Below are 14,323 nucleotides of genomic sequence, written 5' to 3'. Positions count from 1 at the left end.
CCCGACTACAGGGTGCGAGAATCAAACTCGGCAAAGTGTGAAAAAAGGGTGCAAGTCTTAACGACTTTTCTCGCACCACCAAATTTGAAAGAGGTGGTTTTATGAAAAATTTAGCAATTGATACATCAACTCAAGCTCTTAGTGTCGCCCTACGTGATGGGGACCAGGTTGTGACAGAAACGACCACCAATACTAAAATTAAACATTCAACCCAGTTGCTCCCTTTAATTGACAGTATGTTCAAATTAATCGGTTGGCAACCAAGTGACCTTGAAGGCATTGTTGTTACAGAGGGACCGGGCTCTTATACAGGATTGCGGATTGGTGTAACAGCAGCTAAAACCATGGCCAACACACTAAACATTCCCTTGTTTACCTTACCAACCTTGATGGCGTTAGCGGGCAACGTGCAAGCAACAAGTGGCCCAGCTTTAATCGTCCCATTCATCGATGCCAGAAGAAAGACGGCTTTTGCGACTGTTTATCTTAGAGAAGGCAACCGTTTTACGCAACTTTTCACAACATCGCACGGTCAATTTACCCAGTTTTTAAATCAGGTTGAGGCCTACTTAAAAGACAATTCGGACTTACAAAGCTTACCGCTGAATTTTGTCAGCCCAGATATCGAAGCCTTTCGCCAAGATATTGAAACCCAGTTTGGTGACCGAGCAATCATTTTCCCAAATGAATTTGGTTTAATACATGCAGGACATTTAGGCGCGCTACCACTGAAACAAGTGGACGTCGATACCTTTATTCCGGATTATGCAAAATTATCAGAAGCTGAAGAAAACTGGGTCGCTCAAAATCCTGAGGAGGCTAAGGCAGATGAAGGCACGTACGTGGAGAGAACAAATTAAAACATTTTTCAAAAATTTTAATCGACAGGTGTTGTTTACAATGAAGCATTCATTAGTATCCGATTTAATATTAGACAAACAGTCAATTGCCTTACCAGATGGTCAATCCATTTTCTTTGTTATGCAAGATACTACCGTGATCCATCAGATGGTTGACGTCGAATACCGCGCCTATCACCAAGTCATGTCTTGGACAGCCCGGGACTTCCTGTATGATATGACCCAAAACCCAAACACCTACTATATCCAAGCCTTTTTAGGCGAAGAATTAGTCGGATTTATCGGCTGTAGACGCGACCGAACCGACGTCCATATCTCAAATTTCGTCGTCAACCCGGACTACCAGTCAATCGGGATTGGAACCGCCTTGCTGGACCGAGCCATCGACTGTGCCAAACAGCTCGACCGCAACGCCATGTCTCTTGAAGTCAGAGCCTCAAACCACGGTGCGCAAAGGTTCTACCAACGTTTCGGCTTCTATGAAAGTGACACCAAAGAGAATTATTACTCTGATAATGACGAAGACGCCTACGAAATGCGGTTAGCGCCCCTAACTAACGTCGAGCAAATCGAAGTCGTCGAAGGAGTGTAGCCCGTGCAAATTGACCACCTAGACCACCATTGGGCCAAAGACCAAGACCCTAAAGCCTTAGGCAAAATGGCCACCGAAATCCACGCTGGCTTGCACCAAGCCTTCCAAGGTGACTTGTCTTGGACCGCAGAAGCCATTGCGACTAGCCTGGCTAATCCATACCATCACTTCTTTATTATGCGCGATCCAGCAAACTTAGCGGTTGTTGGAGTAGCGCATTTTCAATTGATTTTTGACGACGTTGAACTCTTCAATATCGCCATCTTGCCGGCCTATCGTCGCCAAGGGCTCAGCCAACATTTGATTGAAGAAGCGCTGACTTATTTTGCCAAAAATGAGGGTAAAATCGTGACCCTTGAAGTCCGTAGCCGCAATCACGCGGCCCGACAACTATATGAAAAATTGGCCTTCAAACAAATTGCTAGTCGTCCGGATTATTATACTGTAGACTTAGACGATGCCATTATTTACCAACGAATTCTAGATAACAATAATTAAATGATAACAACTAAGTGAAAGGAGCCATCTCGCTATGGCAACAATATTAGCAATCGAATCTTCTTGTGATGAAACATCCGCAGCCATCGTCCGAAACGGGACAGACATGCGGTCCAACGTTGTCGCAAGTCAAATTAAAAGTCATATGCGGTTTGGCGGTGTCGTGCCTGAAATCGCCAGCCGTCACCACGTAGAACAAATTACCCAGATCATCGACCTAGCCATGGCTGAAGGGGACGCCACTTGGGCTGACGTGGACGCTGTGGCAGTAACGCAGGGCCCGGGCTTAGTCGGGTCACTATTAATCGGGATTACTGCCGCTAAAACCCTCGCTTTCGCCCACCAAAAACCCTTAATTGGCGTCAATCATATGGCTGGACACATTTACGCCAACCAACTAATCGCCCCAATGGACTACCCATTGTTGGCCCTAGTCGTATCCGGTGGCCATACCGAATTGGTCATTATGCGCGGGGAAAATGATTTCGAAACGATTGGTGACACCCGCGATGACGCTGTTGGGGAAGCCTACGATAAAATCGGCCGTGTGATTGGAGTGCCTTATCCAGGCGGTAAAATCATCGACCAAATGGCACATGAAGGGAAAGATGTCTACCAATACCCACGCGCTATGAAGGGTGAAGACACCTTAGACTTTTCATTCTCCGGCTTAAAATCAGCCGTGATCAACCACATGCATAATGCCAAACAAAAAAATGAGCGCCTAGATATGAACAATGTAGCGGCTTCATTCCAAGCAGCCGCCCTAGACCAATTAGTGGGCCGGACAATCGCAGCACTGAAACAATACCCGGAAATTAAGCATTTACTGGTTGCAGGTGGGGTAGCTGCCAATAAGGGTTTACGGACCCAATTAACTGCAGCTGTTGACGGGTTAGACCGCCAAGTAACCTTACAGTTCCCGCCATTGAGCCTTTGTGGAGACAATGCGGCCATGATTGGGGCAGCAGCCGAATCCTTATATCAAGCCCAAGATTTCGCACCATTAGCATTAGATGCCAAACCAGGTATGAGCCTGTCTTAGCTAAAATATTTTGAAGCTTAGAAACTTTTCCTTATAATAGAAAAGAATGAGAAGGCGGTGGCACGATGCTTCATAGAAGAAAAAGAAAACAAACAGAAAAACATGAAAACCGGAATCGCCTAGAACAACTTTCCGCTAAGCAACAGCGAAAAGAGCGGTTTAAAGAACAACCTGACCGAATTCGGGATAATCCAGGAGATACTTTCGTGGACATTATTATCTTCCTACTGATTATTGCGGTGATTACCGGTTTAGTCTTTTTATATTGGGCCTTCAGCCTGTAAAAAAGAATGTGAATTCATCAGAAAATGATTTTACAAAAAAGCACAGCAATGTGCTTTTTTTCGTGAAAACCCTGCAAAAAGAAGTCTAAAATAGAAAATCAACTCTAATGTGAAAATTTTCACTTGCAAAAACACCTCACCACCACTTACAATTTACACATACCTAGCCTACTTGCATCCGGTTCTTGCTAGGTGTGTCGTTTGTTGTTGGGATGCACAAAAAAGGTTAGCAAGGTCCATCTGCTAACCGCGAATACTTTTTGTCTCAGCTCTCTAAGCGTGCACTTGGGGAGCTTTTTTTATTTAGGTGAAGATTTGCTTAAGTGCTGTTTTATCAATAAACTGGCGCTAGCCAACTGTCCAATGATACAGATGATAAGGATAACCGCTAAAGAAATGTGGTTAAACTGATTTTCTATTAAAATCGCTATATAACTCCAAATGAATACTAATGGAAAAGCAATGTCTTTATAGCTAAAGGCGATGTAACCCATTAATAGACTAGCTACCACTAGCATGATATTGGTCCAAGATAACTCAGAAAGTCCAATAAAAGAATCAATACCGGCACCGATAAACCAGGTGAAGATATTGACAATTGTTGCAACAGTTACCCAAGCAAAGTAAATAGAGAATGGTAAACGATCAAGCCAGTGTCGGCTATTTATATCCGATAATCGTGTATACATGCTAACTAAGTTGATGAGCAATAAAGCAATAATGATTGTAGAAACAAGCAACCATTCTTGCGTAAAAGCAATAATCCAAAAACCGTTCAGTAAGAAATTGATAACAGGTAGAAAACTTAATCTATCTACTATTTGTTGCGCTTTTTGACGATTAAAGAATAAACGAACGATCCAAATAAAAGTGAGTATGTAGATGATTCCCCAAATGGAGAAAGCGTAGCCGGCAGGTTGAATAATTGCAGGGTCTTGGTTTGCGACAAGCCCAACATTAGTGGCAGACCAGTAATTTAGAAAGATCATTACAGCAAATGCGATGAGATAAATTACGGGCCATTGGGTATATTTTTTCATAAATATCTTCCTTTCAATTTATGCAGTAGAACTGTTTCAACAATTGGCTATGAGGAGAATTTGATACCATCATCCGACATGACTTCATCGACCGTCATTTTCTTGAAGAAAGTACAATCGACGCCAGCCCTAGCAAAGTAAAAATGATTGGCCTATTTTTCTTTACTTGTGGTCTAAAATGATTTTTTTTGCCACATAGTAGGTCGTAAGCCGAAAGGCCTTCTATGGTATGCATTAGATTTAATTTTGAAGTCTCCCCGTGTGCAGCGTAATTCGGTCAAAAATTCATTTTGAAGTAAATGCTGTCAATTAAATATGGATTTGGGTACTTTTTCAGTAATTGTTTCAAATATCGACGAAATTGTGTAATCGATATTTCTTGATTTTGTAGTCTTTCTTGATTGCGTTTAAACTTATCACGCTCAGTATCGGTGGCTTGTTTTTTAAAGTATCCCCAAATGTGTTGTCCAGCATTTATTTCATTACCAATGTCTTCTGGTAAGTTTTCGGCAGTTTCAAGATAATGGATAAAAGCTTCAAAATCAGTGTTCTCTTTATCTTTTAAAAGGTTTCTAATTGCTTGATAAATAGTTAAAGATTTTGCCATAACGGCATATTTATAACGTGCCCATAACTTTTCGGCAGCCCCAATATCTTGGTCAAGATATAATTGAATTTTTTCTGCAGATCGATTTTTATCTTTTACTTCTAACATGATATCAATAGGGCCACTTAACTCATTTTGGATGAAGTGGATAAAAGGGTTAAGTTCGGTCGTTCTAGTATGCGCGCCCGGTTTTTTATCTAGCGCTTGTTGACTATAGTGCATTGCCTGTCTACCATCATTAGTAGTCCAAGTTTGACCGGCTAATTCAATATAATTTTTCATAGTACGGCTATTTTCGGGTTTTAATATATTGAAATGTAGGTTATCAAATACAACAGGTAAGTGAGTGAATTGACTAATATACAAGACATCTTCAATATTAAATAAGCGTTCATCATTTTCGATGACTAAATGACGACGAATCTTACTTGGAAGGCTATTAGCTACTTGAATAAACCGTTGAATTGCAGCTTCTTTATCGCCATACACACCACCAATATGGATCACCATTTTATTACTTTGATCTTCGCCTAATAATGCTAACAAATCGGCATGATAAGCTAAATCAGCAATTGCGCGGTCTACTACATCCTCTTTTGGTGAATTTAAAACAGTATATTGACCAGGGTGAAAGGATATGCGGATGTCTAAATTCTTTATGAGCTTCTTGAGTGCATCGAATTCATCTTGAAAATATACCTGCCAGTCTAAATCAACATCATCTTTATCCTTGGTTGCAAAAGGAATTAAATCACTTGATAATCGTAACATTTTAATGTTGTGGTCCGCAGTGTAAAGCAACATTTGTCTAAGTGTTTCTAAATTCCAGCTAATTAACTCAATCCATTTTTCATTAGTTAAATTAGCAAAACGACAAGTTTTAAACCCTCGATCTAAGTCTAGGTTCAAGCAGGCGTAACCAACCTTTATTGTTGAATGCATTATATGACCTTCTTTCTCATTATGTCTTGATAGTTTGGTGAGCTTGTTAAATTAATTGTGCTCTTTTAAATTGACTAGTGTACTACCGCTTAGTGAAACAATTGTAGCCATCTTCTTGAATAACCGTTTCAATCCTTGGTTATTTAGTAGTTAATGCCACAAGTGGTAGATGACCTTTCGGGTGAAGTGCTTCAATATGGCTCTGAATTTCTTCATATTGCTTGCTTTTAAGAATCATAAACTTATCAATTGATAAGTTTCGTTTAGTATAAAGCTAATAAAAGTAATTAACAATACCTGTTTCAGTTTTTTTGCCTTATAATGAAGTGGACTATTTAAAAGGAATGACTTCATTATGAGAAAAAGATCCGACAACGAGACAAAGAATTATTGCAGTTGCACGCGAAAAATTTATGCCAGTTGGGTATGAGAAGACCTCCACACGCATGATTGGTGAAGAGGTTGGAACAACTCAACAAAATCTATGGCATCATTTTAAGAATAAACAAATACTTTATGTAGTAGTATTAGAAACAGGTGGTAACGAGGTAGAGAAGAAACTAATTACCCTTGTAGCGAATGAACAATTGACTATGGAAGAAACTTAAATGGAGATGACCTTGTATTTACAGGAAACGAATCCAATTGATATTTATAGCAGGTTAAAAGATATGTACTTAATGCTGATAAAGAAACTAAAGAAGCAATTTATAAGTTATTGATATATAAATATGGAGGTCCTGGTAGGAATCTTTTCCAATCATTTAGTAGCCAATTAACCGAAGAAGTCGATCCTAACTCAATTGCTAGTGATTATTTTATAACGATTGCGCCTTATATTTTCCCGGATGCGGAGAAATATCTTTTAGTGAAGTCATTCATCTATTCCTACACGGTGTATTAAAGCAAGTATCAATAAGGAGATGTGCGGCTATGTTTGAACAATTTGCTTTTTATTTTCCATTTAAGGATGTGGATAAACAAATCCACTTGTATTTACCAGATCGTCTATCAGAAAGTAAAGAACGCTATCCTGTTCTTTACATGTTTGATGGGCATAACTTATTCTTTGACGAGATGGCGACTTATGGAAGGTCTTGGGATTTATTGGATTTTCTGGATGCCTACAATAAAGAGCTGATTGTTGTAGGGATTGAGTGCAGCCATGAAGACGGTGAACGTCTCCGTGAATATTGTCCTTATTCAGTAGATACAGCGCATTTTGGTCAAATTGATGGTTATGGAGATCATTTTATGGATTGGCTAGTTAATGAACTAAAACCATTTATTGATGATAACTATCCAACTATTGCGGGGCGCGTGGGAACAGCAATTGCTGGTTCTTCTATGGGTGGCTTAATGGCTTATTATGCTGCAGTTGCTTATAACCAAACTTTTTCTAAAGCTGCCGCATTATCACCAGCTTTTGGTTTTTGTTTAGATGAATTAGTGGCTGAATTGGCACACCAATCTATCGACCAAGATACCCGATTATACTTGTCCTTTGGTGACCAAGAAGTGAATCAAGATCGCTTAGAGCAAGCTGGTTATCTTGAGCAAGCCTTCTTAGATCGTGGTGGTGAAACTTATATGCACTTAGAAGCAGGTGGTGACCACTCAGAAGCTACATGGGCAGCACAAAACCATCTATACATGGACTTCTTATGGCATTAAATCATCTTTTTAAGTTACATGTAAAAAAAGAGGCTGGGACAAAAAGGGCTTAGTTAACTAAATAAAGAGAGGAAAAAGATTTCACTTCGAAATCTTTTTCCTCTCTTTTAATTTATCAGTCTCTTTTGGACTTTTATGATGTTATTAGCCATTAATACTAGACCAATATCTGTTTTTACTTTATCTTTTCCTCTTAAATGAGTCCTTCGGAATCCTAAGTTTTGTTTAATCTGTCCGAAGACCGGCTCAACATCAATTTTTCTACATGCGAAGAGAGCTGAGCCATCTTCAGATAATAGCTTAGCTGATTCATTTTCTTTTAAATACTGATATTTTCTATTAAAAGAAAATGACTTTTGTGGTGCAGTTTCTCTATTGACTGGATAATACATTTCTTTTTCTAAGCGATATCCAGTTGTTGTTTTTGGATGATAAACATGATGAAAATGATACTGTGTGCCATCAGGGTGAATAAAGATTTGATTTTCCGCATCATAGTCCCAATTTTTTAAATTCTTACTTGATTTTTGAAATTTCTTCGTCTGTTCCTTATCAAACATATTGTATTTGATGAGATGATCAATCCCTAGATTGTCCAACGTTTCTAAGTTTTTCTTGGCTTCCATATCCAGCATCAGCTACGACGATTTTAGGTAAAGTAGGCATACTTTCAATAAATGGTAATAGTGTACGTGTATCCGTAGGATTTGGAAAAATATTATAGGCTATAACAAATTGATTTTCAGTTGCTATTTGAAGATTATAACCTGGTTTAAGTTGACCATTTAACATCGGATCTTCTTTCATTCGCATGAACGTTGCATCTGTATCTGTTTTTGAAAAACTATTTCTACCTTCAAATGTTCTATAATAATTTTCATACTTTATCTCACGCTGTAAAAAATCATCTTTCACTTTTCGTAAGTGTTTTTTCAATTTTCTTCGTTTCTGCTTTCTTGGGTCTGCACCTTTTTTTGGCGTACTTTCAATTTCTTCATTTACCTCAGCTACAGCTTCCTCAAGGAAGTCTTTTAGTATTTCAACATCATTTAAAGACATTGAATCAATTTCATCTTTGATAATCTCTTTTTCTACAGTAGGTAATATTTCGTTTCTATAATATTCCATCTCTTTAGCTTTTAATGATACGTAAAATTTATCTGTTGCTCTTTTCCAAACAAAAGAATATTTATTTGCATCTGCTTCAATTTTTGTACCATCTATAAATACTACATTATCTGAGATTAGTTCTTGTTGAACTAAAAAGAGTTTAAATTCAACGAATAGGTTCTCAAGAATTAATGCACATAATTCACTAGAATGAAATCTATTAATCGTACGATAAGAAATTTCGGTATCGGCAACTAACCATTTCATTGGAATGTTCTCTTGCATCATTTTTTCAATAGTTCTTCCTGAAAACGTCTTTTCTATATATGCGAATAGTAATGCCTTTAAGAGGATTAATGGATGATAGGCCGGTCGGCCTTCGTGTTTATAAAATTGATCGAGAATATGTTCATCTAGCTGTTCAACAAAATTATTTACTTGGAATACAATATGATTTGGTGCAAGATAATCGGATAACTCTAATGGTAGAAAAGCTTGATTCATGTTACATAGAATACCTTCTTTCTTTTTAGTTTTGTGGTTATTACTATTATAAATGAAGGTATTTTATTTTGTATAATTTAAAGAGGAGATTGACTATTTTTCGTGGTCAATCTCCTCTTTTTTGGCTAGTTTTGTCCCAGCCTCACGTAACAAATTTATAAGGCGTCGCTGTCGCGTTCCCCTGTACGAATACGAATAGCTTCATCAACAGTAGAAACAAAGATTTTACCATCGCCAACTTCACCAGTACTTACTAACTTGCAAATAAGATCAATGATATCATCAACACGGTCGTCCGTTGTGATAATTTCAACTTTCACCTTAGCTAATAAGGTTGGTAATATTTTTTGCCCACGAACATATTCCGCAAAGCCTTGTTGATTACCGTTTCCCATTACTTGACTGATGGTCATCCCACTTGTAAAGCCAGCTTTTGATAAGCCGTATTTTAAATCTTCTAATCGATCTGGTCGAATAATAGCTTCGATTTTTTTCATCGTCATCTTCCTTTCACTAACCCTTGTTAGGAATCAATTCCCATCACTACTCTTATTATGAATCAATGCCCATAAATGTTGGATAAGCTGTTTCCCCATGTTCAGAGTTATCAAGACCAATTGCCTCAGCACGTTCTGATACACGAATTGGCATGAAGAAGCTGATTACTTTTACAATGATAAAAGTAGCTAAAGCTGACCAGATGACAGTGAATAGAATTGCGGCAATTGTTACCAATAACAAGTGTGCATCACCGTATAAAAGACCAACGTTTGCTGGATCCAAAGCATATTCTGGAAGTGTGAAAATAGCTGTTACGATACCCCCGAAAATACCACCAATACCGTGACAACCAAAGGCATCTAAAGCATCATCATAACCAAATTTAGGTTTCAATACTGAAATGGCAAAGTAACATACTGGACTAACAAGTAAACCGATAACAACGGCACTCCATAGAGAAACGAAACCAGCACCTGGTGTAATAGCAACCAAACCTGCTACTAAACCTGTTGAAGCACCTACAAGAGAGTAATGTCCAGTTTTAAAGCGTTCAATTAACATCCAAGATAACATTGCTGATGCAGCAGATAGATGTGTTGTTAGTAAAGCATGGATTGTTTGTCCGTTTGCAGCTAGCGCAGAACCTGCATTAAAGCCGAACCAGCCAAACCAAAGGATACCAGCACCTAGAAGAACAAAAGGCACGTTATGAGGGCGATAAACTAGGCGACCATGGTCACGACGTTTGCCAACCATCAAGGCTAAGACTAAACCTGAAACACCAGATGTGATATGAACAACATCACCACCAGCGAAGTCAAGTGTACCCCATAGAGCTAAAAGACCTTCGTCCCAAACCATGTGTGCGAATGGGAAGTATACTAAGAACAACCATGCAACGATAAAAATTAATAGGGCTGAAAAACGCATGCGTCCAGCTACTGCTCCTGTAATGATTGCAATCGTAATAATCGGGAACATCATTTGGAAAGCAGCGAATAAGGTATCAGGAATAACTAAACCACGTGTAGAGTCAGTTTCACTCAATCCGTTAAAGAATAGATGGGAGAAATCTCCAATGATACTGCCTTCTCCACCAAAAGAAAGAGAATAACCAACTACAAACCAAATGACAGATACAATGGCAATCGGAGCCACACTCATCAACATGGTATTGATGACATTTTTACGACGACCTAAACCGCCATAGAAAAATGCTAATCCGGGTGTCATGAAAAATACCAAAGCCGAACAAACAATAATAAAAGCAATACTTCCACTATCCATAAAAAGACCTCTTTTCTATATACATGTCAGGAAACCTTACATAACTTTTGTTTTTCCATTTGTATGTTAGATAATATATCGAAAAAAATAAAATCTGTAAATAACTTTTTGAAAACTTTCTTAGTTTTTCATTAAAATACTTTAATGTTCATTTATATACGGATTTTCAATCGCAATATACTAGTATTTATTAAATATTAACGAACGTTATTCAAGTTTATGTGAAAAAAATTTGTATTTTCAAAGAAAACAAAAAAGAGTTGGCGAGAGATAACCAACTCTTTTTAATAAAAAATTTAGGCACCCAAGAAATGTTGGATGGTGCCATTTTCCCACATGATGTAAAACCCTAGCCCAATGAATACGACAGGGATGATTATTTTTTCATATTTTTCGATGGTTTCGGCGATTAATGGCAAACGGCTAAAGTGATATGAAATTGCGCATAAAGCGGCAACACCTACGGAAAAAACCGCTATAGCAACAAGAATTTGCCCCCATTCTAGGCTGGCGAAATAAGGGATGTATATCCCTAAATTGTCACCTCCAGAGGCGATGGTCACTAAGCTAACAGTCCAAAATAAGGATTGATTACCGCGCCCTTCAATCTGCTCAACGGCTTCATCCGCCTCATCGTCATCAGTGAATATGGCCCGAATCCCTAAGATGAGTGGAATGATACCAACTGTACCAATCATCCAGTCTTCTGGAACAAAATTTAACATGTAGGCAAAAAAGAGACTCACTAAAACGAGCACGGCGGTGCCAAGGTACTCACCCAGATATACTTGCCAATGAATTCTTGAAAGTTATCAAGGCGAATGACGTAGCAAATATTCAATTACAAGCCAATAGCTTAGTCCCAGAAACACTTACTTCATTCAATGATAAGGTTAAAGTAGCGATTGCGAACCCTACTCAAAGAAAACTTGCGAATTAGAGGCTAGTTTTGTCCCAGCCTCTTCAATTTTGGAATTGGTCATTTTTATTCTTATTAGCGGCCAGTTACATATGCATCTACGGCAATCAAAGCATCTGCAACGTCTTCAGGTGTGACGGTATATGGCATGTTGTGAATTGTTTCCCCTTCAATTGTGGCTTGTTTCCCCACGCGAATCAAGGCGTCACGGTCTTCAGGATCCAAGTGCAATTCTTTTAGGGTAGTAGGTAAGTTTAAAGCTTGATATAGGTCGATGTAGGCATCAATTTCTTCAGTTGGACGATTTTCCATGAAGAGTTGCGTTAGCGTACCATAAGCAACTTTTTCACCATGGGTTAGATGGTGAATGTCACCTTCTAAAGCTGTGAAACCATTATGGATAGCGTGGGCAGCTGCAAGACCACCAGATTCAAAACCAAGTCCACTAAGAAGTGTATTGGCTTCAATGACATTCTCAACTGCTGGTGTGACTACATGTTTTTCAACGGATTTAAAGGCTTTAATCCCGTCAGCGAACAAGACTTCCTTACTCTTGTCTCCAATTGCTTGAGCAGCTAAAGTTGTTTTCCCACCAGCCATGGTATCGTGGTTACCAGTCATAGTTGGTCGCATTTCAACTGCAGTTGCCAGTGCATCAGCGATTCCTGAAGCGAAGAAACGAGCTGGTGCTTGCGCGATAATTTGACTATCTAGTAGGACTAGATCAGGATTCTTCTTGTAGAATCGGTATTTCTCAAATGCGCCTTCCTCAGAGTAAATAACAGATAGCGCAGAAGTCGGTGCGTCTGTAGAAGCAACGGTTGGTAAAATAGCTACTGGTGACTGTAGGTCATCCGCAATAGCTTTCCCTGCATCAATGGCTTTCCCACCACCTAGTGCTAAAACAAGATTTACATCATTGTCTTGACCAATTTTCGTTACGCGATCAATCTCTGCAGTAGAAGCTTCACCTTGGAAGGGCTCACGGATAATGGTCATGCCAGCTGCCGTCAATGAATCAGTTAGGCTTTCCCCAACAATTTCCCAAACAACATCATCTGCTAGTAGTAAGGCCTTATCACCTAACTTTTGAATGTAGTCTACAGCTACTTGACTTGTTAAAATATTTTTACCTTGAACATAATGTGCCGGACTTGCAAATACCCTAACCATAATAAACCTCCTAGTTTATGTTACAAAACTCACAATTGAAACTACATATATAAAAGTAGGGAAATTGTTATTCCTATTTACATGTGAATTATATCACAAACAAAAATGAAATGATACTAATTTAGGTTAAGTTTTGAGAGAATAAAATGTAATGATGATATAAGATATTTTGCTTCCAATTGTGGTTCAGATTTGAGATAATGTAACGCTGTAAGCACAAATTCTAGAGTAAGTAAAAAAGCGAATAGCTTTTTTATTTTGTATTCAATATATAAGAAAAAGAGAAAGGAACTTATTGTGGAAGAAAAGAAAAACTTTTGGCAAGAATTGCCACGACCATTTTTTATTTTAGCGCCAATGGAAGATGTAACAGATACTGTTTTTCGTCATGTAGTTCAAAAAGCAGCTAAACCAGATGTTTATTTTACAGAATTTACCAATTCAGAATCATATGTACATCCAAAAGGTCGCGATTCATTAAATTCACGATTACTATTTACAGAAGATGAAAAGCCTATCGTAGCGCATATCTGGGGAGACAATCCTGATCATTTTGCGGCAATGGCTAAAGGGATGAACGAAATGGGCTATGCTGGTTTAGATATTAACATGGGATGCCCAGCACCTAACGTGTTTAAACACGGCCGTGGATCAGGGTTAATCCTACGTCCTGATGTAGCGGTCGAATTAATTCAAGCAGCTAAAGAAGGTGGCCTACCGGTCTCTGTCAAAACTAGACTTGGTCATCAAAATACAGAAGAATATAAAGAATGGCTTAGTCTACTATTAAAACAAGATATTGCCAACTTATCGATTCATTTACGTACAAAGACGGAAATGTCTAAGGTGGATGCGCATTGGGAATTGATTCCAGAAATCAAAAAACTACGCGACGAAATCGCACCACAAACATTATTAACCATTAACGGTGATATTCCAAACCGTCAAGTCGGTCAAGAATTAGTGGATAAATACGGTGTTGACGGCGTGATGATTGGTCGTGGGATTTTCCATAATCCATTCGCCTTTGAAGAAGAAGCACGGGACCATACACCGAAGGAATTGTTGGACCTATTCAGATACCACCTAGATTTGTTCGAAGAGAATGCTGCCAAAGACGGTCGTCCATATAAACCATTACGTCGTTTCTTTAAAATCTACATCCGCTCATTCCGTGGTGCAAACGACTTACGTATTGGCCTAATGGAAACTGAATCAACGGAAGAAGCACGCGCATTGCTAGATGAATTTGAAGAGAAATACTTAGCAGAAGCATAGTCTAATCTT

At 38.7% G+C, this 14,323-nt stretch carries 17 protein-coding genes; 9 read left to right on the top strand and 8 right to left on the bottom strand.

The window, feature by feature from the left end:
• The first annotated feature begins 101 nt into the window (after window positions 1-101).
• The 5 genes from tsaB (at window position 102) to ACFW0C_RS02430 (ending at window position 3,279) form a co-directional block, all read left to right on the top strand.
• Complete coding sequence (gene tsaB, locus ACFW0C_RS02450; protein WP_378105065.1) at window positions 102-860, top strand: tRNA (adenosine(37)-N6)-threonylcarbamoyltransferase complex dimerization subunit type 1 TsaB; 759 nt, start codon at window positions 102-104, stop codon at window positions 858-860.
• 40 nt (window positions 861-900) lie between these two features.
• Window positions 901-1,452 carry a ribosomal protein S18-alanine N-acetyltransferase gene (gene rimI / locus ACFW0C_RS02445; protein WP_378105063.1) on the top strand — a complete coding sequence of 184 codons (552 nt, stop codon included), beginning with the start codon at window positions 901-903 and terminating at the stop codon, window positions 1,450-1,452.
• Between the two features lie 3 nt (window positions 1,453-1,455).
• Window positions 1,456-1,950, top strand: coding sequence for a ribosomal protein S18-alanine N-acetyltransferase (rimI, locus tag ACFW0C_RS02440; RefSeq protein WP_378105061.1), 495 nt, complete (start codon window positions 1,456-1,458; stop codon window positions 1,948-1,950).
• 34 nt (window positions 1,951-1,984) lie between these two features.
• Window positions 1,985-2,995, top strand: coding sequence for a tRNA (adenosine(37)-N6)-threonylcarbamoyltransferase complex transferase subunit TsaD (gene tsaD, locus ACFW0C_RS02435; protein WP_378105059.1), 1,011 nt, complete (start codon window positions 1,985-1,987; stop codon window positions 2,993-2,995).
• A 65-nt stretch (window positions 2,996-3,060) separates the two neighbouring features.
• Window positions 3,061-3,279 carry a hypothetical protein gene (locus ACFW0C_RS02430; protein ID WP_378105056.1) on the top strand — a complete coding sequence of 73 codons (219 nt, stop codon included), beginning with the start codon at window positions 3,061-3,063 and terminating at the stop codon, window positions 3,277-3,279.
• Between the two features lie 299 nt (window positions 3,280-3,578).
• Here ACFW0C_RS02430 and ACFW0C_RS02425 read toward each other — a convergent pair whose 3' ends face one another.
• Window positions 3,579-4,319 (bottom strand): tryptophan-rich sensory protein, encoded by a 741-nt coding sequence (locus tag ACFW0C_RS02425; RefSeq protein WP_378105055.1) that lies wholly within the window; start codon window positions 4,317-4,319, stop codon window positions 3,579-3,581.
• Window positions 4,320-4,596: 277 nt separating this feature from the next.
• Entirely contained in the window at window positions 4,597-5,868 is a 1,272-nt protein-coding gene (gene uvsE, locus ACFW0C_RS02420) for a UV DNA damage repair endonuclease UvsE (RefSeq protein WP_378105052.1), read from the bottom strand.
• 386 nt (window positions 5,869-6,254) lie between these two features.
• Here uvsE and ACFW0C_RS02415 point away from each other — a divergent pair, with 386 nt between their 5' ends.
• A complete protein-coding gene (locus ACFW0C_RS02415) occupies window positions 6,255-6,476 on the top strand; it encodes a TetR/AcrR family transcriptional regulator (protein ID WP_378105233.1) in 222 nt (73 codons plus the stop codon).
• A 325-nt stretch (window positions 6,477-6,801) separates the two neighbouring features.
• The gene (locus ACFW0C_RS02410) at window positions 6,802-7,542 is read left to right on the top strand and encodes an alpha/beta hydrolase (protein WP_378105050.1); all 741 of its coding nucleotides are present in this window, start codon (window positions 6,802-6,804) and stop codon (window positions 7,540-7,542) included.
• A 107-nt stretch (window positions 7,543-7,649) separates the two neighbouring features.
• Here ACFW0C_RS02410 and ACFW0C_RS02405 read toward each other — a convergent pair whose 3' ends face one another.
• From ACFW0C_RS02405 to ACFW0C_RS02385, 5 genes are all read right to left on the bottom strand, one after another.
• Complete coding sequence (locus tag ACFW0C_RS02405) at window positions 7,650-8,168, bottom strand: transposase (protein WP_378105047.1); 519 nt, start codon at window positions 8,166-8,168, stop codon at window positions 7,650-7,652.
• Window positions 8,122-9,156 (bottom strand): transposase, encoded by a 1,035-nt coding sequence (locus tag ACFW0C_RS02400; RefSeq protein WP_378105045.1) that lies wholly within the window; start codon window positions 9,154-9,156, stop codon window positions 8,122-8,124. Before ACFW0C_RS02400 ends, ACFW0C_RS02405 begins: the two co-directional genes overlap by 47 nt.
• Window positions 9,157-9,311: 155 nt before the next feature.
• Window positions 9,312-9,653, bottom strand: coding sequence for a P-II family nitrogen regulator (locus tag ACFW0C_RS02395; RefSeq protein ID WP_378105042.1), 342 nt, complete (start codon window positions 9,651-9,653; stop codon window positions 9,312-9,314).
• A gap of 55 nt (window positions 9,654-9,708) precedes the next feature.
• Window positions 9,709-10,944: an ammonium transporter gene (locus ACFW0C_RS02390; RefSeq protein WP_378105041.1), complete on the bottom strand. Its 1,236-nt coding sequence runs from the start codon at window positions 10,942-10,944 to the stop codon at window positions 9,709-9,711.
• Window positions 10,945-11,240: 296 nt separating this feature from the next.
• Window positions 11,241-11,690 carry a cadmium resistance transporter gene (locus ACFW0C_RS02385; protein ID WP_378105039.1) on the bottom strand — a complete coding sequence of 150 codons (450 nt, stop codon included), beginning with the start codon at window positions 11,688-11,690 and terminating at the stop codon, window positions 11,241-11,243.
• A 56-nt stretch (window positions 11,691-11,746) separates the two neighbouring features.
• Between ACFW0C_RS02385 and ACFW0C_RS02380 the strand changes: the two genes are divergently transcribed.
• Window positions 11,747-11,884, top strand: a complete 138-nt coding sequence (locus tag ACFW0C_RS02380; protein WP_378105038.1) for a hypothetical protein — start codon at window positions 11,747-11,749, stop codon at window positions 11,882-11,884.
• Window positions 11,885-11,938: 54 nt separating this feature from the next.
• On the opposite strand, the gene ACFW0C_RS02375 is transcribed toward ACFW0C_RS02380, so the two are convergent.
• A complete protein-coding gene (locus ACFW0C_RS02375) occupies window positions 11,939-13,036 on the bottom strand; it encodes a glycerol dehydrogenase (RefSeq protein WP_378105036.1) in 1,098 nt (365 codons plus the stop codon).
• Between the two features lie 357 nt (window positions 13,037-13,393).
• On the opposite strand from ACFW0C_RS02375, the gene ACFW0C_RS02370 reads away from it, so the two are divergent.
• Window positions 13,394-14,314, top strand: a complete 921-nt coding sequence (locus ACFW0C_RS02370) for a tRNA dihydrouridine synthase (RefSeq protein ID WP_378105230.1) — start codon at window positions 13,394-13,396, stop codon at window positions 14,312-14,314.
• Window positions 14,315-14,323: the final 9 nt, after the last annotated feature.

This window comes from Aerococcus sp. NPDC058936 (assembly GCF_042741995.1).
In the GTDB taxonomy this organism is placed as follows: Bacteria; Bacillota; Bacilli; order Lactobacillales; family Aerococcaceae; genus Aerococcus.
This window is presented reverse-complemented; position numbering and strand designations above follow the sequence as displayed.

Coding starts and splice junctions, on each gene's coding strand:
- tsaB (WP_378105065.1), top strand. CDS start 102: ATGAAAAATTTAGCAATTGATACATCAACTCAAGCTCTTAGTGTCGCC.
- ACFW0C_RS02370 (WP_378105230.1), top strand. CDS start 13,394: ATGGAAGATGTAACAGATACTGTTTTTCGTCATGTAGTTCAAAAAGCA.
- ACFW0C_RS02390 (WP_378105041.1), bottom strand. CDS start 10,944: ATGGATAGTGGAAGTATTGCTTTTATTATTGTTTGTTCGGCTTTGGTA.
- ACFW0C_RS02405 (WP_378105047.1), bottom strand. CDS start 8,168: ATGGAAGCCAAGAAAAACTTAGAAACGTTGGACAATCTAGGGATTGAT.
- ACFW0C_RS02425 (WP_378105055.1), bottom strand. CDS start 4,319: ATGAAAAAATATACCCAATGGCCCGTAATTTATCTCATCGCATTTGCT.
- ACFW0C_RS02430 (WP_378105056.1), top strand. CDS start 3,061: ATGCTTCATAGAAGAAAAAGAAAACAAACAGAAAAACATGAAAACCGG.
- ACFW0C_RS02395 (WP_378105042.1), bottom strand. CDS start 9,653: ATGAAAAAAATCGAAGCTATTATTCGACCAGATCGATTAGAAGATTTA.
- ACFW0C_RS02375 (WP_378105036.1), bottom strand. CDS start 13,036: ATGGTTAGGGTATTTGCAAGTCCGGCACATTATGTTCAAGGTAAAAAT.
- tsaD (WP_378105059.1), top strand. CDS start 1,985: ATGGCAACAATATTAGCAATCGAATCTTCTTGTGATGAAACATCCGCA.
- ACFW0C_RS02400 (WP_378105045.1), bottom strand. CDS start 9,156: ATGAATCAAGCTTTTCTACCATTAGAGTTATCCGATTATCTTGCACCA.
- rimI (WP_378105063.1), top strand. CDS start 901: ATGAAGCATTCATTAGTATCCGATTTAATATTAGACAAACAGTCAATT.
- uvsE (WP_378105052.1), bottom strand. CDS start 5,868: ATGCATTCAACAATAAAGGTTGGTTACGCCTGCTTGAACCTAGACTTA.
- ACFW0C_RS02410 (WP_378105050.1), top strand. CDS start 6,802: ATGTTTGAACAATTTGCTTTTTATTTTCCATTTAAGGATGTGGATAAA.